The organism is Stutzerimonas stutzeri, assembly GCF_002890895.1.
In the GTDB taxonomy this organism is placed as follows: Bacteria; Pseudomonadota; Gammaproteobacteria; order Pseudomonadales; family Pseudomonadaceae; genus Stutzerimonas; species Stutzerimonas stutzeri_AB.
In genome coordinates this window covers 99193-122156 of the sequence record NZ_POUL01000005.1, presented here as the reverse complement: position 1 = coordinate 122156, position 22964 = coordinate 99193, and the positions used below count along the sequence as shown (strand labels likewise).

Annotated in this window: 14 protein-coding genes; 5 read left to right on the top strand and 9 right to left on the bottom strand. The window is 61.2% G+C overall.

What is annotated here, in order from left to right; genetic code table 11:
* Positions 1-134 precede the first annotated feature (134 nt).
* Positions 135-1028 (bottom strand): Hsp33 family molecular chaperone HslO, encoded by an 894-nt coding sequence (gene hslO, locus CXK96_RS11035; RefSeq protein ID WP_423835190.1) that lies wholly within the window; start codon positions 1026-1028, stop codon positions 135-137.
* Between the two features lie 135 nt (positions 1029-1163).
* On the bottom strand, positions 1164-1559 hold the full coding sequence (locus CXK96_RS11030) for an RNA-binding S4 domain-containing protein (RefSeq protein WP_102836507.1): 396 nt from the start codon (positions 1557-1559) through the stop codon (positions 1164-1166).
* Between the two features lie 101 nt (positions 1560-1660).
* On the opposite strand from CXK96_RS11030, the gene CXK96_RS11025 reads away from it, so the two are divergent.
* Positions 1661-2128, top strand: a complete 468-nt coding sequence (locus CXK96_RS11025; RefSeq protein ID WP_256061602.1) for an ATP-dependent zinc protease — start codon at positions 1661-1663, stop codon at positions 2126-2128.
* Positions 2125-3030 carry a 30S ribosomal protein S6--L-glutamate ligase gene (gene rimK, locus CXK96_RS11020; RefSeq protein WP_019340871.1) on the top strand — a complete coding sequence of 302 codons (906 nt, stop codon included), beginning with the start codon at positions 2125-2127 and terminating at the stop codon, positions 3028-3030. The genes CXK96_RS11025 and rimK overlap by 4 nt, the downstream gene beginning before the upstream one ends.
* 113 nt (positions 3031-3143) lie before the next feature.
* Here rimK and CXK96_RS11015 read toward each other — a convergent pair whose 3' ends face one another.
* The 5 genes from CXK96_RS11015 to CXK96_RS10995 all read right to left on the bottom strand — a co-directional run bounded on the left by CXK96_RS11015 (position 3144) and on the right by CXK96_RS10995 (position 10314).
* A complete protein-coding gene (locus CXK96_RS11015) occupies positions 3144-4463 on the bottom strand; it encodes an ATP-binding protein (protein WP_102836505.1) in 1320 nt (439 codons plus the stop codon).
* Positions 4464-4572: 109 nt separating this feature from the next.
* Positions 4573-5307 (bottom strand): two-component system response regulator OmpR, encoded by a 735-nt coding sequence (gene ompR / locus CXK96_RS11010; protein WP_102836504.1) that lies wholly within the window; start codon positions 5305-5307, stop codon positions 4573-4575.
* Positions 5308-5410: 103 nt separating this feature from the next.
* Positions 5411-6766, bottom strand: a complete 1356-nt coding sequence (locus CXK96_RS11005) for an HlyD family type I secretion periplasmic adaptor subunit (protein WP_102836775.1) — start codon at positions 6764-6766, stop codon at positions 5411-5413.
* Positions 6767-6770: 4 nt separating this feature from the next.
* Positions 6771-8942 (bottom strand): type I secretion system permease/ATPase, encoded by a 2172-nt coding sequence (locus tag CXK96_RS11000; protein WP_102836503.1) that lies wholly within the window; start codon positions 8940-8942, stop codon positions 6771-6773.
* 22 nt (positions 8943-8964) lie between these two features.
* On the bottom strand, positions 8965-10314 hold the full coding sequence (locus CXK96_RS10995; protein WP_102836502.1) for a TolC family outer membrane protein: 1350 nt from the start codon (positions 10312-10314) through the stop codon (positions 8965-8967).
* Between the two features lie 300 nt (positions 10315-10614).
* Here CXK96_RS10995 and CXK96_RS21100 point away from each other — a divergent pair, with 300 nt between their 5' ends.
* Together CXK96_RS21100 and CXK96_RS10985 are read left to right on the top strand one after the other, a co-directional pair.
* Positions 10615-17358 carry a retention module-containing protein gene (locus CXK96_RS21100; protein ID WP_102836501.1) on the top strand — a complete coding sequence of 2248 codons (6744 nt, stop codon included), beginning with the start codon at positions 10615-10617 and terminating at the stop codon, positions 17356-17358.
* A 50-nt stretch (positions 17359-17408) separates the two neighbouring features.
* Positions 17409-17738 carry a tryptophan synthase subunit beta gene (locus tag CXK96_RS10985; protein ID WP_102836500.1) on the top strand — a complete coding sequence of 110 codons (330 nt, stop codon included), beginning with the start codon at positions 17409-17411 and terminating at the stop codon, positions 17736-17738.
* Here CXK96_RS10985 and lapD read toward each other — a convergent pair.
* Positions 17703-19685: a cyclic di-GMP receptor LapD gene (gene lapD, locus CXK96_RS10980; protein WP_102836499.1), complete on the bottom strand. Its 1983-nt coding sequence runs from the start codon at positions 19683-19685 to the stop codon at positions 17703-17705. The genes CXK96_RS10985 and lapD overlap by 36 nt on opposite strands.
* Positions 19686-19694: 9 nt before the next feature.
* Positions 19695-20396, bottom strand: a complete 702-nt coding sequence (lapG, locus tag CXK96_RS10975) for a cysteine protease LapG (protein ID WP_102836498.1) — start codon at positions 20394-20396, stop codon at positions 19695-19697.
* Between the two features lie 244 nt (positions 20397-20640).
* Here lapG and CXK96_RS10970 point away from each other — a divergent pair, with 244 nt between their 5' ends.
* Positions 20641-22962: a Tex family protein gene (locus CXK96_RS10970; RefSeq protein ID WP_102836497.1), complete on the top strand. Its 2322-nt coding sequence runs from the start codon at positions 20641-20643 to the stop codon at positions 22960-22962.
* Positions 22963-22964 lie beyond the last annotated feature (2 nt).

The following is a 22964-nucleotide window of genomic DNA, read 5'->3' as shown; positions in this document are numbered from 1 at the left end:
CCGATTCCTCCATGCTTTGTAGCCCACAGAGTAGTGGACTACACCGAAAAAAGTGCGCGCGATTATGACAGAAATGACGCTGCGCTGGGTATGAGGGCGTGATGGCGAAAAGGTTCCTAGTCCCGCAAGGCCTTTTAATGTCGCGTGCCGGATGGACCTTCCGTTCCCGCACCGGCAAAAAGCTGGGCGATATCCGCCGCGTCGAAGCGGTAGCTGTGGTTGCAGAACTGGCAGTCGATGGTGATGGCTCCGCCCTGCTCCGACAGTAGTTGCTCAGCGTCTTGCTGACCGAGACTGATGACGGCATTGGCCGAGCGCTCTCGCGAGCAGCTGCAACGGAACACGATCGGACGCGGTTCGAACAAACGAACCTGCTCTTCATGATAGAGACGATGCAGGATGGTCTCGGTATCGAGGCCCAGCAACTCTTCGGTCGACAGGGTGTCGGCTAGTGTACGCAGGTGCTGCCAGCTGGCTTCACGCTCTTCGCCGTCACGGATGCGGTCGGCTGGCAGCTGTTGCAGCAGCATGCCGCAAGCACGGCGACCATCCGCCGCCAGCCAGAAGCGCGTCGGCAACTGTTCGGACGAGGCAAAGTAGTTAGACAGGCTGTCCGCAAGTGTCACGCCGTCCAGCGCAACAATGCCCTGATAACGTTGCCCTTGGGCCGGGTCGATGGTCATCGCCATCACGCCATCGGGCATCAGCTCCGCCAAGCTTGCGCCAGGTGTCAGCTGCGTTTCGTCGTAGCGAGCGATGCCACGCATCTCGCGGCTGCTCGAACATTCGACCATCAACAAGGGTACGGCGCCCGAAGAGCGAGCTTGCAACACCATCAGGCCGTCGAACTTCAGCGTGCCAACCAACAGCGCTGCCGCGGCCAATAGTTCGCCGAGCAACTGGGCAACCTGTTCGGGATAGGAGTGTTTGGCCAGGACTTCGGCATAGCTGCGCTCAAGCCCGACCCATTCGCCGCGCACGTCGGTGTCATCGAAGAGAAAGCGTTGGGTGTAATCGGTATCGAGCATGGGCATGACCAGAGCAGGTGGGCGTTCGGGGCCGTTAGCGAATAGCGAAACGTCTAGGTCTCGGCAATCTGGCGGCGCCTAAAGAGAAGGGACCGCATTCTAGGGTGAAAGTGGCGACCGTCCAACCAGGCGCATTCAACCAGCGTCAGAACGAAAGCGCTGCAGGGCGCGGCGTTGCTTCTTGCTCGGCTTGCCATCGGTTTCCACACCCAGACTCCCAGCTTTACGCAGGGCGGCAGCGGTTTCGCGTCGAGACAAGCTTTCGGCCGTCTCCTCATAGAGCAGTTGGGCCTCTGGCGCGCCCTTGCGCACCGCCGACAGCGCACGAATCACCACCGTGCGCTCATCAAAGCCTGCACGAATCACCAGCTCTTCCCCCAGCTTGGGCTCTTTGCTCGGCTTGCACCGTTCACCGCGGCAGTGCACCTTGCCGCCCTCGATGGCCGCCTTTGCCAGCGCCCGCGTCTTGAAGAAACGCGCCGCCCATAGCCATTTGTCCAGACGGACTTTGCCGTCGTGTTTCTCACTCATGGTTCAACTCTGTCTAGCGTCTCGTTGTCATAGGGTGGAACAGGGAGATGCGGTTGTCATGCAGCCTGTCTAGAATGCGCGGAAATTTACTGGATACGCTTTTGAACAGTCCCGACCTCCAGACAATCATCGGTTTGCGCGAATGGATCGCCCTGCCCGAACTCGGCGTGGTCGGCCTGCGCGCAAAGATCGATACCGGCGCCAGCACCTCGGCCCTACATGCGACCGACATTAGCGAATTCAAGCGCAATGGCGAACGCTGGGTCCGTTTCACGGCGCACCTGGGTACGCTGGTGCAGAGCCGCCACCGCTGCGAAGCGCGGCTGGTGGCGCGCAAGATCATCAAAAGCTCGAACGGGCACGTACAAACGCGTTATGTGGTGCGTACGCTGTTGGCGCTGGGCGACCACCTGTGGCCTGTCGAATTCACTCTTACCTGTCGCAAGACCATGCGCTATCGCTTGCTCCTGGGGTCAAAAGCCCTGATGGACGGCAAATGGCTGGTCGACCCTGCCCGCACCTACGTGCAGGAAAAACCCCAGACCCTCACTCTTTCCGGTGCCCAATGAAAATCGCCGTGCTGTCGCGCAACCCACGCCTGTATTCGACCCGCCGTCTGGTGGAGGCCGGCCAGCAACGTGGCCATGAGGTGGTCGTCATCGACACCCTGCGCGCGTACATGAACATCGCCAGCCACAAGCCGCAGATCCATTACCGCGGCCGTCCGCTGGAAGGCTTTGACGCGGTGATCCCGCGGATCGGCGCCTCCGTCACCTTCTATGGCTGCGCGGTGCTGCGCCAATTCGAAATGCAGGGCGTTTTTCCGCTGAATGAATCGGTGGCCATTGCCCGCTCGCGGGACAAGCTGCGCTCGCTGCAACTGTTATCGCGCCGCGGTATCGGCCTGCCGGTGACCGGCTTTGCCCACTCCCCTGACGACATCGCCGACCTGATCCAGATGGTCAACGGCGCGCCGCTGGTGATCAAGGTGCTCGAAGGCACCCAGGGCATCGGCGTGGTCATGTGTGAAACCGCCACCGCCGCCGAGTCGGTGATCGAGGCCTTCATGGGCCTCAAGCAGGACATCATGGTGCAGGAATACATCAAGGAAGCCGGTGGTGCGGATATCCGCTGCTTCGTGGTTGGCGACAAGGTCATCGCCGCCATGAAACGCCAGGCCAAGCCCGGTGAGTTTCGCTCCAACCTGCACCGCGGCGGCACCGCCAGCCTGATCAAGATCACCCCGGAAGAACGGATGACCGCCATCCGTGCGGCCAAGGTGATGGGCCTCAGCGTCGCGGGCGTCGATATCCTGCGCTCCAATCACGGTCCGCTGGTGATGGAGGTGAACTCCTCACCGGGCCTGGCGGGCATCGAAGAAACTACCGGCAAGGACGTCGCGGGGCTGATTATCCAGTACCTGGAAAAGAACGCCGGCCCGCATCTGACACGGACCAAGGGAAAGGGCTAGACAGGCCCTGGTAGCCAGCCACCGCTGCTCTCCATCGATCTGGCAGAGTTTGATGGGCTAACGCTGCCGCAACAAGCGGATCGAAATAGGCAGGTTCAAGCGCTGAGGCTGCCCTATCGGTTGACCGCATCCCTCGGCAGCAGCAACCCCAAAGGCAGGCTCACTCGCGCCTCGAGCCCGCCGCCTTCTCGGTTGCGTAACTCGATCACGCCACCATGCTGCGAGGCGATCCGCTTGACGATCGCCAGCCCCAGCCCGGCGCCTTGTCCGCCGCGGGCCTTGTCGCCGCGAATGAACGGATTGAAGATCTCGCCCAGCTCTTGCGGATCAATACCCGTCCCCCGGTCGAGCACGCTGAGCACGACATAGGGCGCATTGCTGTCGCCCGAAACATGGGCAGCCACTTCGACCCCATGGCAGCCATAACGCAGCGCGTTTTCGATCAGATTCACCAGCAGCCGCTTGATCGAAACCCGCCGCAACGCCAGCTGCGGCATCGGCTCGACACAGAGACGAACGGTTTCTCCGTACTGGTTATAGGGCGCTACTACATCACGGACCAATTCACCCAGATCGACGCTTTCCACCGGCTCGTCGCTCCCATCGCGGACAAACGCGAGAAACTGGTCGAGGATCGCGTTCATGTCCTCGATATCGCGAACCATGTCTTCGGTCAGCTCAGCGTCGCTGGACATCAATTCGAGCGACAGCCGCAAGCGCGTCAACGGTGTGCGCAGGTCGTGCGACACGCCGGCCAGCATCAGCTCACGCTCGCGGCCGGCCTGCTCGACGTCTTCGGCCATCTGATTGAACGCGCGATACACCTCGGTCATCTCGCTCGGCGTATCGCTGATGGGCAAGCGCACGCTGCGACCCTTACCGATCTGCCGAGCGGCATAGACCAGGCGCTTGAGCGGCAGATTGAGCTGGCTAACGAAAATCCATGCCGCGGCGGTGGACAGCAGCCCTATACCGAGAAACCAGCCGAGCACGCTCCAGATCCGCTGTCCGCGCAGCGGATATGCGTACAGCGGCACTTGCAACCAATCCGGCCCGAGGCTTGGCGCGCGCACCCAAATGGCCGTGTCAGGCTGGATGCGAACCCGCACGTCTGTCTCGACACCAAGCTCGGCCTGCATCTGCCGCTGGAAAATTTCCGTATAGGGCCAGTGGTACTCACTGGGCGGTACATCTTCCGTCGTAACTCGCTGCAGCCCGGCCGCATCGGCAATACGCTCACGGTTCTCCTCATCGGCGGCCCAGTACGCGCGCAAGGTCAGCGCCGCACCATGGCTGTACTGCCGGTCGACCATCACGTCCTCGTTCATCATCAGGTACACGAGCATCAGCACCTTGGAGAACAGCACCACGATCAGCACCATCCACAGCGTGCGGGCGAAGAAGCTTTGCGGGAACCAGAGCGGGGTTTTCATAGAAGAGCCACGGCGCAAACGCCGGTTATCGAGCAGCCCTTGCGGACAGGCTGATTAGCGATAACGGCGGACCCTGAACCATCCGCCGCGAGAAACGGTGCGTGCCGACTTACTTGTTGCCGTCCGGCACGAACACATAGCCCACGCCCCACACGGTCTGGATGTAGCGCGGTTTGGAAGGGTCCGGCTCGATCAGTCGGCGCAGGCGGGAGATCTGCACATCGATGGAACGCTCGAGCGCATCCCATTCGCGGCCGCGGGCCAGGTTCATCAGCTTGTCGCGGGTCAGCGGTTCGCGGGCATGCTGGACCAGAGCCTTGAGCACGGCGAATTCACCGGTAGTCAGCATGTGCACCTGGTCGCCCTTCTTCAGCTCGCGGGTGCCAAGGAACAGCTCGTAATCGCCGAAAGTGACGGTCTCGTCCTCGCTGCCCGGCGCGCCTGGCACCTGCGGCGCCTGGCGCCGCAGCACCGCCCGAATCCGCGCCAGCAACTCGCGCGGGTTGAACGGCTTGGCCAGATAGTCGTCGGCGCCCTGCTCCAACCCATGGATCCGGCTAGCCTCGTCGCCCTTGGCGGTCAGCATGATGATCGGAATCTGATTGCCGCCTTCGCGCAGGCGTGAACAGGCGGAAAGCCCGTCCTCGCCCGGCATCATCAGGTCCAGCACGACCAGATGGAACAGCTCGCGGCTGAGCAGACGATCCATCTGCTCGGCACTCTCCACGGTCCGCACGCGATAGCCCTGCTCATCGAGAAACCGCTCGAGCAAGCGCCGCAACCGGGCATCGTCATCGACAATAAGGATCTTTTCGCCTTCGCTGGCGGGCGCAGTGCTGCTCATGGAAACTCCCGTAAAAATCGTCAATGCATTATGCGCACAGAGATGTAAACGCAACTGAAGCCATTGTTAGCAGATTTTTCCAGGGGCGGCAGCCTGTAGCGCGTCAACGCTCGCGAAGCGCCTCAGCGCGCGCGCGAATGATCGGTTTGAGCAGGTAGCTCAGCACACTCTTCTTGCCCGTGATGATATCCACTGAGGCGACCATGCCAGGGATAATCAACAACGGCTTCTCGTCGCTGCCCAGGTGGCTCCTGTCCGTCCGCAGATGGATCAGAAAGAAGCTGTTGCCCTCGTCATCCGTGACGCTGTCAGCGCCGATATATTCCAGCCGCGCCTTCAGCCCACCATAGATGGTGTAGTCGTAGGCGGTGAACTTGACGACGGCCTCCTGACCCGGATGCAAGAAGGCGATGTCCTGCGGCCGGATCTTCGCTTCGATCAGCAGCGTGTCATCCAGCGGAACAATTTCCATGATGTCGCTACCCGGCTGAATCACACCGCCAACGGTGTTCACCAGCAGCTGCTTGACCACCCCCCTTACTGGAGATGTCACCAGCGTTCGGCGGACACGGTCTTCCAGCGCTTTGCCGGTCGATTTCAGCTTGGTCAGATCGGTACGCGCCTCGTTCAGTTGCGTCAGCGCCTCGCTGCGATAACGCCCGCGAGCCTCAGCGATCTTGCTGTCGATTTCCTTGATCGCCGCCTCGGCACGCGGCATCGCGAGTGTGGTTGCATCGAGCTGACCCCGACTTTCCACCTCAGCACGCTTTAGACGCAGCACCTCCACAGGCGAAATAGCGCCGGAAGCTACCAGCGGCTCGGACATCTCGATTTCCTTGCGCAGCAGCGCCAGGCTGCTGCGGAACTGGCCTTGTTTGGAGGCCATTTCGCGAACTTCTTGCCGGCGTTGAACAAGCTGTTCTTCGAGACCGCCGATCTCTGAACGCAGCTGCTGCTGACGACTGTTGAACAGTGCCAGTTCGTTCGCCGCCTGCATGGGCGCCTGGGTCGTGACCGCTTCAGGAAACATCGGCTCGCGTCCTTCCACTTCAGCTGTCAGCCGCTCGACGCGCAAGGCCAGCGAATTGCTGTCAGCCGTCGTTTCACCCACGTTTGAGGCGAAGCGGGTATCGTCCAGACGCAACAGCGGATCGCCCACCTCGACGATCTGCCCTTCGCGAGCATGAAGCTCAGCGACGATGCCGCCTTCTAGGTTCTGGATCTTCTGCAGTCGCGAGGACGGGATGGCCTTGCCGTCACCGCGGGTCACTTCGTCGACAATGGCAAAGTGCGCCCAGCCCAGCAGAAAAAGCAGGAATGCCAGCAGCCCCCATATAGTCAGGCGCACGATCCGCGGTGCGTCCTCGACCAGTGCCTTACGAACCTCGGGCAACGGTTCTGCAGATGAGCCGAAAAGCCCGCCAAATCCCGTACGCACGAGAGCAGGCACCTCTGACAGACGCTTAGCTGACACGGATCTGTCCCTTCTTCAAGGCTTCGAGAATGACTGGCTTTGGCCCGTCGGCCACGATCTGGCCACGGTCGACGATGATCAGCCGATCCACCAGCGTCAGCATGGAGGTGCGGTGGGTGACCAACAACAGAGTCTTGTCACCGATTACGCCGGCAACTTGCTGCTTCAGGCGATCTTCACTGGTGTTGTCGAGTGAACTGGTCGGCTCATCGAGCAGCAGGATTGGCGGGTCGAGCAGCAGCGCGCGCGCAAGAACCACGGCCTGACGCTGGCCACCGGACAGCTGTTGCCCACGCTCGCCGACCTGCAGTTCGTAGCCTTTCGGATGCAGACGTGCGAACTCATGCACGCCGGCACGTTCAGCGGCCTGCAGCACCTGGTCATCCTCGACATAGCGCGCACCCATCACCAGGTTGTCGCGTAGCGTACCCGCGAACAGCTGCACATCCTGCGGGACGTAACCGATGTTATGCCGCAGGTCGCTAACGTCGAGCTGACGCACGTCTACGCCGTCGATAAGCAGACTTCCATCGCTCGGCTGGTTGAGCCCGACGATCAATTTGGCCAGCGTACTTTTCCCTGAGCCGCTACGTCCGATGATGCCAACCTTCTCGCCGGGCCAAATCGACAGGCTGACTTGACTCAACGCCGTTTGTTGCTGATCCGGATAGTTGAAATCGACCTGGCGAAACTCGATCGCACCCTGTAGCGCTTCGCGCTTGAGTGATCGCTCCCCGGCTTGGCGCTCCTGTGGCAGCGCCATCATTTCGTTGACCGAGCGCACGGTTACCTTCGCCTGCTGATAACGGGTCAACAGCCCTGCAACCTGGCCCAGCGGGCCGAGCGCACGGCCGCTGAGCATGTAACAGGCGATCAGGCCGCCCATGCTCAGCTGTCCGGCAATGATCTGGTAGACACCGAACACAATGATCACCACGCCGGCCAACTGCTGCAGTGCCATGGTCGAGTTGAGCGCCAGACTCGATAGCATTTTCGCGCGCAGCTCAAGGCGGCCGAGCGTACCGATAGTCTGCTCCCACAGGTATTGGCGCTCGCTCTCGGCGTTGTTGACCTTTACTGCATCGAGCCCGGCAAGCGTTTCGATCAGACCGGATTGACGCTCGGCTGACAGCGCCATGCTGCGCTCGAGTGTGTCGGCGAGCGGGCGTTGCAGGGCGAGGCTGATGCCGGCAGCGATCGGAAAGGCCAGCAGCGGGATCCACGCCAGGTGACCTCCGATCACGGCAATAACCGCGACGATCAACAGCGTGAACGGCAGGTCGATCAGGCTGGCCAGCGTCAGCGAGGCGAGGAAATCACGCAGGGACTGGAACTCATGGATATGCTGCGCAAAGGTGCCAACGCGAGCAGGCCGATGCGTCATTCGCATTCCGGCAATCCGCTCAAAAAGCGTCGCCGAGATGATCAGGTCGGTCTTCTTGCCGGCCAGGTCCAGACAGAGCCCACGCAGCGTTTTGAGAATCAGATCGAAGACGAACGCGCCACCGACGCCGATGGCCAGTACCCAAAGGGTCGCCTCGGCCTGGTTCGGTACGACGCGGTCATAGACGTTCATGACGAACAGCGGAGTGACCAGGCCAATGAGGCTGATCATGAAGCTCGCAGCAATCGCGTCAGCATAGAGCCAGCGTGAGCGCTTCAGCGTGTCTCGGAACCAATGGCGCGCCCGTGGTACAAGCTCGCCCTGGTCAAGGTCGAACTTATGTTGTGGCTGTGCAAAGAATGCCTGACCGGAGTAATCCTCTTCGAGCAGCGCACGATCTACGAGGATCTCGCCGCCTTCGGTCTCGCTCGGCATCAACCGGGCGCGGCCATCGACACTCCAACCGACCAGCAACGCGCTGCGGCCATCACCCAGCAGCAACAAGGCGGGCAGGACCAGGGCCGGGATCTGGTCAAGGTCACGGCGAAGCCAACGGCCACGCAAGCCCGCACGTGCGGCGGCGCGTGGCAGCAACTCGGGCGTCAACCGCTGGCTGGCCAGCGGCAGGCCTGCAGTCAGTGTTGCCCGGCTGGCTGGCTTCTGGTGGCAGGCACAAAGCGACAGCAGGCTGTCGAGCAAGGGGTCGTCATAGCGCTCGCGCGGATCATGACGGGTGATCTCAGGGCCCGCGGCGGCCGACTGCTGTAACTGACTCATCGCCGGCCCTCCGGGACACCCTTCAATTCATTGCGGGCAATTGGACCCGCGCCTGGACCTCGTCCATCGGCACGGCAGCCACAGGCGCAACAACGCCTTGGCTCTGCAGCAGCGAGCCGGTTACCGCTTTGATGCGGTACTGGCTCAGTGCCTCGGTGAAACGCACCTCTTCCAGACGGCGTGCCGCTGTGAACATTTCGTTCTCACTGTCGAGCAGGTCGAGCAACGTGCGCTCGCCCAGCGTGAACTGCTGCTGGTAGGAGTCGCGTACCCGGCCACTGCGATCAGCGTAGTCCTGGGCGATCGGCAGCTGCTGGCGAGCGTTGAACAACGCGTTCCAGGCCAGGCCAAGCTCTTCGGTCAGCAGGCGCAGCGCGTTGTTGCGGATGTCCAACGCCTGATTGGCCTGATGTGAGCGGGCGCGTAACTCAGCTTTGTTACTGCCGCCGGCGAACAAGTTGTAGCGCATGCGCACCATTGCCTGCCATTCGTTCTCGTGCCCAGGTACACCGTCGATGTTTTCGTTAGCACCGGTGCTCAGCTCGAGCGCAAACCGCGGATAGAACGCGGACTTCGCGGCTGCCATCTGCGCCTCAGCGGCATTGATATCGGCCTCGGCGGAGCGAAGTTGAGGGTTATCCGCCAGCATTTTATCGCGGGCCACTTCGAACGAATCCGGGAGCTCCGGGACGATCGGCGCCGGTGCATCCAGCTGCTCTGGAGCCTGTCCCACCACGCTGATGAAGTTGACGCGCGCATCCGCCAGATTAGCCTGCTCAGTCAGCAGGTTGTTCTTCGCCTGGGCCAGGCGCGCTTCAGCCTGGTCAAGATCAGCCATGCGGCCAACGCCGCGCTGACTGCGCAGATTGATCTGGTCAAAGATACGCTCGTGGCTGCGCAGATTATCCTCCGCCAACCGAACCAGCGCCTGACGGCGCAAGACGTCCAGATAAACTTGAGCTACCTCTAGCGCAGTGCGCTCGGAGTTGCCCAACAGCTCAAGCGCCCGCGAGTTGACTACAGCACGATTACGCTTGACCTCACTGGAAGTAGCGAAACCGTCGAACAGCATTTGCTCGACGTTTAGCCGGGCCTCGCTGCGGGTCAGCGTCTCGTAATCATGGTCACCATCAGCGCGGCCACTCGGATTATCGGTTCCTTCCCGTCCGTAACCGCCAACCAGATCGACCCGGGGCATATAGCCACCTTTGGCAGCGCGCAACTCTTCTTCGGCGGCCAACCGAGCGCTCACACCGGCGCGAATTTCAGGGTGTACCTCCAAGGCGCTGCGCATCGCCTCTTGCAGGGTCTGCGCCTGGGTGGCGAACGGCAGGGCAACAGCCAAGGGAAGCATGAGGAGCGCGCGTTTCATGGAGAGAATCCTTCGAAGAAAATAACAGCTGACGTAGGGCCAGGCGGAACGGACATCAGCGGCCTCGGTCGAGCCGTCACACCCTTCACGTCACAGCGGCAGATGAATGTCAATAATTACTGTGCTAGCACAGTGACATCACCGCGTGCATTGTTTAACATCACACTATGGGGGTCAAGACTTTGACCTACCGTTTATCGGCGCATAAGCGTCGCCATTTTTTTGTCGAATGGACTCGGTTAATCTGGCAATTGCTATTAGCGTCCAGAGACAGCCACACCTACTTCCGGAGCAACGGTCATGAGCAACGCCTACGCTGTTATTAAGAGCCTGATAGGTCAGGTATTCGCCGTATCAGCAGAAGGCGTTCGCCGACAGGTCTTCGAAGGCGAGGCTGTTTTCGCTGGCGACCGGCTGGAAACGGAAGCGGCTGGCTCGGTCACCCTGCAACTGCCGAACGGCGAAGAGCTGACGCTCGGCAGTTCGGCAACCTGGCAGGCAGGCAGCTTCGTCGATGCTGACGCCAGTCAGGCCGATGCCCAGCCGCTAAGCGACCTTGAGCAAGCGATTGCCGACGGCTTCGACCCCACCACTCAACTCGATCCCACCGCCGCAGGGCCGGGCACCGGAGGAACAGGCGGTGCAGGTGGCGGCGGTCATAGCGCCGTGATGCTCAGCGAAACAGGTCAGCGCGTCGAAGCGGTGACAGGATTCGCGACTGAGGGGCTGACGTTTTCAGCGGCCGCGGTGGCTCAAGACAGCGGCTCGAATGACAACCTCGCCCCTCTCGCTCTCGACGGCAGTAGTGAGACCGAAGAGAACACTGCGCTCGAAGGTCGCGTACCCACCGCTCGCGACGCTGATTCCGTTACCGGATATTCCCTTGTCTCTGGGCCGGGCGCAGGCATGGGCACTTTGACGTTCAATGCCGACGGCACTTACCGCTTCGACCCGGGCAGCGATTTCGACAGTCTGGCAGCAGGCGAAACGCGCCAGGTCAGCTTTAGCTATACCGCAACAGACAGCTTCGGCATCACCAGCCAGCCAGCCAGCTTCACTATCACGATTACCGGGACCAACGACGCACCGTTTGCCACGGGCGATTACAGCATAAGCCTGGCCGACACCTCAGCCAGCGACAGCTTTACCGTCATCGAGGGCCAGCTCACCGCCACTGACGTGGACAGTGCCGACCTGGTCTGGAGTGGAAGCGCGAACGGCCGCTTCGGCCAGTTGATTGTTAATGCCGATGGCAGCTACCGCTATACGGCTGACGCCGCTGCGGTGAACGCACTGCACGCCGGCGAAACGCCAACTGAATCCTTCACAGTCACCGTCACCGACCCCCTCGGCGCCACCAATAGCCGTGTCATTAATATCTCGCTCACGGGCGCCAACGACACGCCGAAGGCCGATGCGACTCAGCTTATTGGCGGCAGCATCACCGAAGACGACGGACGTGTAACCGGTCAGCTGGTCGCCAGCGATGCGGACGCCAACGATACGCTGCGCTACGCTCTGGTGGGCAACGCACCAGCCGGCTTTACCTTGAACGCCGACGGCAGCTGGTCGCTGGATACCAGCCTTGTCGAATACCAAAGCCTGGCGGCAGGTGAAGACCTCGCGCTCAGCCTGAGCTACGTAGTAACCGATGCGTCCGGCGCCAGCAGCACCAGCACGCTGGACATTCTCGTTGCAGGTCGCAACGACGCACCTGTCGCGACCGCTGCCAGTTCGGCAGGAAGCGAGGACGATCGCCAACTGACCGGTCGACTTGTTGCAACCGATATCGATTCGACCGACCGGCTTAGCTTCGCCCTGAACGACGACGCCCCTGCTGGCTTCACACTGAATGCCGATGGCAGTTGGACGCTCGATACGACATTGACCGAGTACCAGAGCCTGCCGGCCGGCGAAACCCTGACATTGCAGCTGCCGTACACCGTGAGCGACGCCAGCGGCGCAATCAGCACAAGCACATTAGCCGTCGCGATAACCGGGGCAAATGACGCTCCGATGGCGAGCGCCACGAACGACGCGATCAATGAAGACCAGACGATCAATGGGCAATTGGCCGCCCGTGACGTCGATGCAGGCGCGGTGCTGAACTTTGCAGCTGATGCGCCGTTGCCGGCCGGTTTTACCCTAAACAATAACGGCAGCTGGACCTTCGATGCCGGCGTCGACGCATATCAGCACCTGGCGCAAGGTACGATGCTAACGCTGGATATCCCGTTCACGGTGACCGATGTGCAAGGCGCAAGCAGCTCCAGCACGCTGCAATTGGTCGTTACCGGAACCAACGACGCACCGGTCGCGCAAGCCGCCAACGCAACCGCCCTGGAAGGCGCCGCGACCTCAGCCGGACCGGTTGAGTCAGCCACCGAGGGTGCTGCGATCACCCTTACCATCACCACGACAACACCTGGCGAAGCCGTGAGCTTCGACTGGGCGTTCAGCACGTCTGACTACCTGCCGTTCAACGATTTCGCCTTTGTGCAAATCAATGGCGAACCAGTCGGCACGCTAAGCAGCGTCAGCAGCGTAGGCGACTATGGCAGCTCCGGCACTCATAGCTTCAAGCACAACTTTGCCATACCGGGCACCTACACCGTTGTGATTGGTGTTGCAGACATAGGAGACACGGTCAACGACTCAACCTTGTTGCTCAGCAACCTGTCGCTTAACTCCAGCGTTGCCCATCAGGTCGGCTCGGTCAGCCAGAGCGGCTCCGGCTGGGTACTGAAGAGCAGCGGCGCAGACGGCGAGACGCTTACCGATACACTGAAATTTGGCCCCGTCAGCGGTCAGCTTCACGCCAGCGACATCGATAACGGCGCAACCCTGGCGTTCAGCTTGAGCGGGCCTGCGCCAGCAGGCTTCGTCCTTGCGGCCAATGGCGCCTGGACGTTCGACACAGCCAATACTGAATACGACAAGCTGGCCGATGGCGAAGTCCAGCAGCTGATCGTTCCCTACCAGGTGACCGATGAACACGGCGCTAGCGGTCAAAGCACACTGACACTGACCATCACCGGCACCAACGATGCCCCGTCCCTGACGGTCACCCTGGTCAACGCCTTCACCGAGGATGCCGCCAGCAATGCGGTCGGTTCGGTGGTCGCCACCTACACCACTGCTGACCAGGACGGCAACACCGTAAGTGTGACCCTCAGCGATACGGTGAACTACGCCCTCGACGGCAACGGCAGCGTCACCCTGACCCAGGCCGGCCTGAACCTGGTTAACAGCGGCCAGGACCTGCCCGCCTTCACCCTGACGCCGAACGACGGCACCGTGGATGGCGCAGCAGCCACCGTTGATCCAACCGTTACGCTGGTTAACGATGCCCCGTCCCTGACGGTCACCCTGGTCAACGCCTTCACCGAGGATGCCGCCAGCAATGCGGTCGGTTCGGTGGTCGCCACCTACACCACTGCTGACCAGGACGGCAACACCGTAAGTGTGACCCTCAGCGATACGGTGAACTACGCCCTCGACGGCAACGGCAGCGTCACCCTGACCCAGGCCGGCCTGAACCTGGTTAACAGCGGCCAGGACCTGCCCGCCTTCACCCTGACGCCGAACGACGGCACCGTGGATGGCGCAGCAGCCACCGTTGATCCAACCGTTACGCTGGTTAACGATGCCCCGACTACATCCACAGTAACCCTGACTGCCATTGCCGAAGACAGCGGTGCTCTGCTGATTACTCAGGCAGAACTACTGGCCCAGGCCAACGACGTCGATAATCCCTATCTCACCGTCACAGACTTGGCCATCAGTTCTGGCAAAGGCTCGCTAGCTGACAATAAAGACGGCACTTGGAGCTTCACGCCTGAGGCGGACTGGAGCGGCGACATTCAATTCAGCTACGGCGTATCGGATGGGAAAGCCGTAACACCAGCCAACGCCACCGTTGCGGTAACCCCTGTTGCGGACGCGCCAACCGTAAGCGTCAGTGTCGAACCCGTAAGCACCAGCACGACCGTCATTAGCACCACCAACGCCTCCGCGACTGATCAAGGGTTCACGGTTACTGCGTACAAGCTGGACGGCACGGTCGGCACGATCTCCACCCATGGCAGCCCTAGCGGATTCGGAGTGGTGGGAGCAGAGGCGTCGGGGGATAGCGCGGAGCTGGGCTACGGCAACCAGCATTCGGAGCGGCTGGCTATCGCGTTCGATGCACCCGTGGCAAATGTAACTGTCCGGCTTGCGTGGCTGAACCCGGGGGAGCAGGCTCAGTACAAGCTATATGACAGTACTGGCAAACAGATCGGCGGCAGCACGATCTATGGGGGAAGCGATGGGATAGACGAAGCGCTTTCGCTTACAGCCGCTGACGGCAGCGCCATCAGTCGCATTGAGTTCACTGCGCCGCGCACGGGTGATGACTTCCTGATCAACTCCGTTACCTTCGTTTCGAAAACCAGCTATCCGCTGACTATCAATGCCGCTCCGACGGATGTGGATTTCTCGGAATCAATCAGCAGCATCAAAGTTTCGGTGCCCGCTGGCGCCACGTTATCGGCAGGGATCGACAACGGGGACGGCACCTGGACACTTCCGCTGGTAAGCCAAGGTTCGTATAGCGCGACGATTAACCCGGACAACAAAGCAATAACCGTAACCGGTTTGACTATGACGTTCGATGGCAGCCCCACCGGCAGCCAGAGCCTAACGGTGACAGCCTTTGCCCAAGACGGAATCAGCCTAAACTCCACCAGCACCCACATTACAATCGGCGATACCGTGGCGCCTGAAACTGCGGATGTTACGGCCCTCGGCAGTGAGGACAATCCTCTCCGAATTGCGCTGAACGCCTCCGATTCTTCAAGCAGTATTGCCAACTTCACGATAACCAGCTTGCCAGCTAATGGAACGCTTATGTACAACGGCCAGCCAGTTATGATGGGTCAGACCATCCCCGCCCTTGATAACCAGGCCACCGTTGATTTCATACCGACAGCGGATTGGAGTGGTAGCACCTTATTTCAATACAGTGCTACGGACGCGTTAGGCAATCTGGACAAGACATCGGCAACGGTCTCCATCCAGATCGATGCGGTAAACGATGCACCCATCAACCATATGCCGGCCTCGTTCGTCACCGCCGAGGACACCGCGTTGAAGCTCGCGGGACTTGCCGTCTCCGATGTCGATGCCGGCAGTGGCCCGATCAGCGTGACTCTGTCGGTAAGCGATGGATCGCTTTCAGCGTCGAGCTTGAACGGTGTCACCGTCAGCGGCACGGCGTCTGAGCTGGTATTAACCGGTACGCTGAGCGCGATCAATAACTACCTTGCCGCTCCTTCAACCCAGCCGGTCTTCAAGCCAAGTCCAGACGCAAGCGGTGACGTCACCGTTACGATGACGACACGTGATAGTGGCAACAGCAGTGGAAGCGACGTTCTGACCGATATCGACAGCCGTACGATTTCGGTGGCACCGGTCGCCGATGCGATTCCGGCGGGTACCGTGTCTGTAAAGGTCGGCCCGGGGACCGAAAACACTTTTGATTTCTCGAGCTCTACCAGCGGCTTCTCCGCGATCGACGGGCAGACCTCCTTTACTTTCCCGAATGGTATTGGGATTAGCGCTGGAACGAACCAGAAGTTCGATTGGAGCAAAGGCAATGGGCTGTCAATACAAAGCTCGGGAGAACAAGATAATCAAACACGTATAGCGGGTACTGATGCGATTACCTTCAACTTCCCGATAGGGATGCAAACTGTTGGGCTATCGCTAAAGAACACATCGGATGACACGGTTCTTATTAAATCCGAAGTAGCACTTTCCGACTTGGCAAATGGCGTTGGAAAACTTACTGGCTCCGTTGGCACGACTGCTAAGGGATCATCAGTATCGGATCAAAACGTTGAGGTCTATCTCAGGCTCGTCGACGCGAGTGGCAATACTGTTAACCTCCAACAAGGGACAGTCCTTAGCGGCGGTAGCTGGAGCGTCAATCAAACCTATACCGGGGCTTTCGATAAAGCTCAGGTCGAGATTCATATCAGCGGCAAACTGTTCAGCAATGGCGGTACGGACAGTGTGTCCGTTGTGACGAATGTCGACATGCTGAACTTCACCATTGCACAAGACCCATCCAACACGTTCTCGAAGAATGGCAACAATGATGGTTTCCAAATCGACTCGCTCTCGGTAAATCCGGGCACGGGGTCGCTGAGCAGCTACAACTATTCAGTCGACGTGTTTGCTGTTGTGCAAGACAAGGTGGGCGTTCTGGAAACAATCCAGACGCTGACATTTAGCGATCTGCCGGCGGACGCCACTCTGGTGCTGAAGGTAGGCGACAGCTACGTCGAGTTCCCACGCGATGAGAAGGGCGAGTATGACCTCAGCAGTTACGTGTCGCTGCTGTCGACCGGCACGGAGGTTGTGGGTACCGACCAATTGCAATTGGTCACAAGCAGTGCATTGCCGTCAAACTATATGCCCACCGTCACCTTGGTTATCAATGACCAGGGCAGCTCGGCAATCACCGTCATCGGCGGCTCGGCCAGCTCCTCGCACACGGGCGCAGCGGGTAACGATTACCTCAGCGGCGGCGCGGGCGACGACCTGCTTTACGGATTGCAGGGGAACGACACGCTCGATGGTGGCACCGGCAACGACCTCCTGGTTGGCGGCGCTGGCGACGACATCCTCATCGGCGGCTTGGGCAATGACCAGCTCAACGGCGGTGGCGGCGCGGATACATTCGTGTGGAAAGCAGGCGATATGGGCAACGATGTCATCAAGGACTTCAATACGAGCGAAGGTGACCGGATCGATCTCCGCGACCTTCTGGTCGGAGAGGAAAATCGAGACATCCTCAGCTACCTCCGGGTAGACACGACCACGTCTACGTTGGAGATCAGCTCGGCCGGGCACTTTATCAACGGCGCAGGGACGGCTGACGTGACGATTCAGCTGCAGAACACAACGCTATTGACCGGTGCAACCGGCTCGATGTCCGATATCGTCAATTCGTTGGTGGCCGGAACAGACCCTACGGTCAAGATCGACCACACCTAAGCCGCTCGTCCGCCTGCCAGCAGGCGGACGCCTTCATTCAGGCCTTGACCATGCTGTATATCAAACGCGACGCTGACGGGCGACTGTTGGCGGTTGAGCAGAGTCCCTTCACCGACATGACCGGTGAGCTACCGGAGGACGACAGCGAAGTGCGCGCTTGGCTCGCTGCGCGCGAAAGCCTCGCGCACCTGCGCCAGAGCGACCTGGACATGGTGCGGGTGCTCGAAGACCTGGTGCACGCCCTGATCGACAAGGGCGTGTTGCGCATCACTGATCTGCCGGAGGCCGCGCAGGCCAAGCTGGCAGGGCGCAGCCGGGCGCGCGATGCGCTCGGCGCGACGCGTTTACTGGTCGACGATGACGACACCGGCCTGATCTGAGCGGCTGGCAACCTCGCTCCATGGGGCGGGGTTGCCCAGCAAGCGGCCCTGTCCGCCTTCGAAGCCAAGCGCACGTAGCGTCATCCATTCGCCTTCGGTCTCGACCTGCTCAGCAATGAGCGGCAGGTCGATGCTATGGGCGGCGCGCTGCATCGCCTGAATGAACAGGTGCTTGTCGTCTTCGGTGTCCACGCCGCGAATGTAACTCCCGTCCACCTTCAGGTAGCCCAGCCCCAGCCGCGCCAGATTACCGATCATGCTGAAGCGGCCGCCGAAGTGCTGCACACCAAGGCCAAAGCCGATCTGACGCAGGCGCCGCGTCAGTTGTTCGAGGTCTGCCTGATCCGGCAGTTGGGCTTCGTCCAACTCGAGGGTCAACAGACCGGCCACTTCAGCATGCCGCGCCAGCATCTCGAAGACCTGCTCGCGCGCGCCTGGATCTCGCAAGGTTGCGCCGCACAAGCTAATCGCCAGCGGAGAGTGGTGACGTTCCAGATGCGCCAGCGTTTGCCGAAGCATGGTCAGATCCAGGCGAGCAGTCCAACCGAAGCGTTCCAGCCAAGGCAGGAAGCGTGCCGCAGGAAGCAGCTCGCCATCGCCATCGACCAGCCTCGCGAGCACCTTGCTATGTATGAGGCGTTTGGGATCGACAGCACTCATCACCGGCTGGAAGTACAGCTGCAGCAATCCATTTTCTATCACGCTGTCGAGCAGGCGGTGCCAGTCGTTGTGTTGCTCGGCCACTGGCGCGTTCACTGAAGTGTCATGGCAAGCCCAGGCCTGACGGGTCTGGCTGCTGGCAAGCGCGAGCGCCTCATCCAGCGCGGCGTAAAGCCCGCCTACGGTTTGCTCATGAGTGAAAGCCGTCAGGCCTATATGGGCGACCGGCAGGCGATCGCTGAGCCCGGTTTGCTGCAGGGTCGCAAGTGCCTGCTCAAGGCTCTCGGCAAGACGCTCGGCCTCTAGCCGGTCAAGGCCAACGGCAAGCAAGGCAAACTCACCCCCGCGGGTCCGTCCAATTAGATAGCGATCACTGGTCACTTGGCGCATCTGCCCAGCAACCGCACGCAGCAACTCGTCCGTGCGGGCTCCGCCGAGACGCTGGTTCAAGCCCATCAGGTCTTTGATGCGCAGCAGCAGCATGTAGCCGCTGACCGCCTGATCTTCGCCGCTCAACCGCGCCTGTAGCTGCATGTCGAAATGACGACGGTTGCTGAGGCCGGTCAGGCTGTCGTGGTAGGCCTCTTCGCGCAGGCGTTCGCTGCGTCGAGCCTCTTCATCGAAGAGTGTCTTGAGCTTTTCAACCATGAGGTTCATGGCCAGGACCACGCGACGCAGCTCAGGTGTTTCTGGAAGCTGCGGCACGCTGAGGAACTCCCGCCGGGTGATGGCCTGGGATTGCTCGACCATGTCGTCCAGGGGACGCAACTGACGACGCAACAGCAACGCGCCCAGTACGGCACTGACCACGCCACACAAGACCAACCAGCCGAGCATGCCCAGCGTGCTCTGCCACAGCCGGGCGGCTGCGAACACCGGGTGACTGACCACCTCAACCCGCGCCGCTTGCTGCCAACCACGGCTGACAATCGCGTCCCCGCCTTCTGCATGCAGATCAATGAGGTCCAGGAACCAGGCCGGTGTGCTTCCTGCATCCGGCTCGGCCTGGCGCTCGACGATCGGCTCGCCGCTCTCCAGATCGATAACCCGGATGCTCGAGTAGTAGCCGCTATCGAACAGTGAGCTGACCACGAGCTCAACCATCGTCGGATCCTCGATGTTGGCCGTGAGCGACAGCCCGAGTGCCGTCGCTGCGTCCTGGGCATGGGAGCGCAGTTGATTGACGTACTGCCCGCGCGAAGATTCGAGGCTGACCACGAAGCTGCCGGTGAACGCTGCCAAGAGGAACAAGCAGATCGCAATCAGCAGCTGTTTGAACAGGGACATGGTGGACTCCTAATATCCAGACTCAGCTGGAAAACCTTCCGTGTGCATCTTTTTCAGCAAATCCTGCCAGCGCGAGAGGCGCTTGCTGTCACCAACCTGCTTGTCACCTCGTGCACCTGGCAGCCATAGCCCTTCGCCGTTAAAGGCATAGACCGGGACCAGATCGCTGCGCTGGCTCGCGGGCAGAATCCCGCCGACCAGATTGTCCAAAACCAGCGGCACTGCGTCCGGCTGCGCGTAATAGGTCAGCACCATATGCGCCTGATTGAGCCGCACAGCCTTTACATAGGTGATACGCAGTTTGCTGCTCGGCACGCCCAGGCGTCGAAGGCTGATGTATTTGGCAATGGCGTAATCCTCACAGTCTGCGCCGCCGATGCGCAGTGCTTCGACCGGGGTCGCCCAATAGTCAGTTTGCTTCCACAAATCACGATCGTCCGCGAAACGCAGCTGAAGATTGAAGAAGTTGTTCACCGCTCGAAGCTGGCCTTGCTCATCAAGCGCGGCGCCACTGCGCAGCAATTCCTCCCAGGCGAGCAGTCGATTGCGCCCTTCGCCAAGCGCGCCGTAGCGCTTCTCGGCCTGGCTGAGAATCCGTTCGAAATTCCAGCTTTCAACGGCAGCGGCCCATACCAGCTGTCCCAGTAGCCAGCTCAGCACGAGAGCAGCGGCACCGGTTCGAATACTGATGGGCCACGGCTGACCTGGCATTTACATGGACTCGTGAAGGCGGACGCGGCCGGCGCCGGAGGGGTGCTGGCTTTAAGCCATACAGGCTGTGATGTTGGCGGCTACACAGGCAAAAGACAATAGCGCTCCGCAGCTCGGCGACAAACGTAACGGTAGGGCTGATCGACCAGCGGCCATCGCGCTAGCCCTCACCCTTCCAGCGGCGGTTATAATCGCGCCCCTTTCCGGCCGGCTGGCCGATCCCCAAGCCCGCAGCAGGACATCAATGGACAGCATCAATTCTCGCCTCGCCGCTGAACTGGGCGTGCGCCCGCAACAGGTTGCCGCCACCGTGGCGCTGCTCGACGAGGGCTCGACCGTGCCCTTCATCGCCCGTTACCGCAAGGAAGTCACCGGCAGCCTGGATGACACCCAGCTGCGCTTGCTCGAAGAGCGACTGCGTTACCTGCGCGAGCTGGATGATCGCCGCGCCTCAATCCTCGCCAGCATCGAGGAACAGGGCAAGCTGACGCCCGAGCTCAAGCACGAGATCGACCTCGCCGAGACCAAGACCCGCCTCGAAGACCTTTATCTGCCCTATAAGCAGAAGCGCCGCACTAAGGGCCAGATCGCTCTGGAAGCCGGTCTGGGCGACCTGGCCGATGCGATCTTTGCCGACCCCGAGCTGAATCCCGAAACCGAAGCCGCACGTTTCGTCGATGCCGAAAAGGGCTTCGCCGACGTCAAGGCTGTGCTCGAAGGTGCCAAGTACATCCTCATGGAGCGTTTCGCCGAAGACGCCAACCTGCTGGCCAAGCTGCGCGATTTCCTGACCCACAACGCTACGCTCAGCGCGCGCGTGGTGCCCGGTAAAGAGAACGAAGGCGCCAAGTTCAGCGACTATTTCGAACACGACGAACCGCTCAAGAGCGCGCCGAGCCACCGCGCCTTGGCGATCTTCCGCGGCCGCAACGAAGGCGTGCTCAGTGTGAGCCTGAAAGTGGGCGACGAAGCACCCGGCACCATGCATCCGGGCGAGGTGATGATCGGCGAGCGCTTCGGTATCGCCAATCGCGGCCGCGCGGCGGACAAGTGGCTGAGCGAAGTGGTGCGCTGGACCTGGAAGGTCAAGCTCTACACCCACCTGGAAACCGACTTGCTTGGCGAACTGCGCGACAAAGCTGAAGACGACGCCATCGGCGTGTTCGCGCGCAACATGCATGACCTGCTGCTGGCCGCGCCGGCTGGCCCGCGCGCCACCCTGGGCCTCGACCCCGGTCTGCGCACCGGCTGCAAGGTGGCGGTGGTCGACGCCACCGGCAAGCTGCTGGATACCGCCACCGTGTACCCGCACGCGCCACGCAACGACTGGGACGGCACCCTGGCCGTGCTGGCCAAGCTCTGTGCCAAGCACGCCGTCGACCTGATCGCCATCGGCAACGGCACCGCCAGCCGCGAAAGCGACCGGCTCGCGGCCGATCTGATCAAGCAGGTGCCCGGCCTCAAGCTGACCAAGGTGATGGTCTCCGAAGCCGGCGCCTCGGTGTACTCGGCCTCGGAGCTGGCCGCCAAGGAATTCCCGGATCTTGACGTCTCCATCCGCGGCGCCGTCTCTATCGCCCGTCGCCTGCAGGATCCGCTGGCCGAATTGGTGAAGATCGAGCCCAAGGCCATCGGCGTCGGCCAGTACCAGCACGACGTTTCCCAGCTCAAGCTGGCACGCTCGCTGGATGCCGTTGTAGAAGACTGCGTGAACGCCGTTGGCGTCGATGTCAACACCGCCTCGGTGGCGCTGCTGGCTCGCATTTCCGGGCTGAACACCACCCTGGCGCAGAACATCGTGGCATACCGTGATGCCAACGGCGCGTTCACCGCACGCAGCGAGCTGAAAAAAGTGCCGCGCCTGGGCGACAAGACTTTCGAGCAGGCCGCCGGCTTTCTGCGCGTGATGAACGGCAGCAACCCGCTGGACGCCTCGGCCGTTCACCCGGAAACCTATCGGCTGGTCAAACGTATCGCCACCGACACTGGCCGCGACATCCGCTCGCTGATTGGTGACTCGGCGTTTCTCAAGCGCCTGGATCCGAAGCAGTTCACCGACGAAAGCTTCGGTCTGGTAACCGTCAGCGACATTCTTCAGGAGCTGGAGAAGCCCGGACGCGATCCGCGCCCCGAGTTCAAGACTGCCGAGTTCCAGGAAGGCGTGGAAAAGCTCAGCGACCTGACGCCTGGCATGGTGCTCGAAGGCGTGGTGACCAACGTGACCAACTTCGGCGCCTTCGTCGACATTGGCGTGCATCAGGACGGGCTGGTGCACATTTCCGCGCTGTCGGAAAAGTTCGTCAAGGATCCGTACGAAGTGGTCAAAGCCGGCGACATCGTCAAGGTCAAGGTCATGGAAGTGGACATCCCGCGCCAACGCGTCGGCCTGTCCATGCGCATGAGCGATACCCCCGGCGAAAAGGCGGACAACATGCGCGGCGGCGGTAACAACCGTGGCGGCCAGCCGCGCGGCGAGCGCAAAGCGGCTAAGCCGGAGACCAAGCCGGCTCCGGCCAACAACGCCATGGCTGCGCTGTTCGCCAACGCTAAAAATCTGAGGAAATAAAG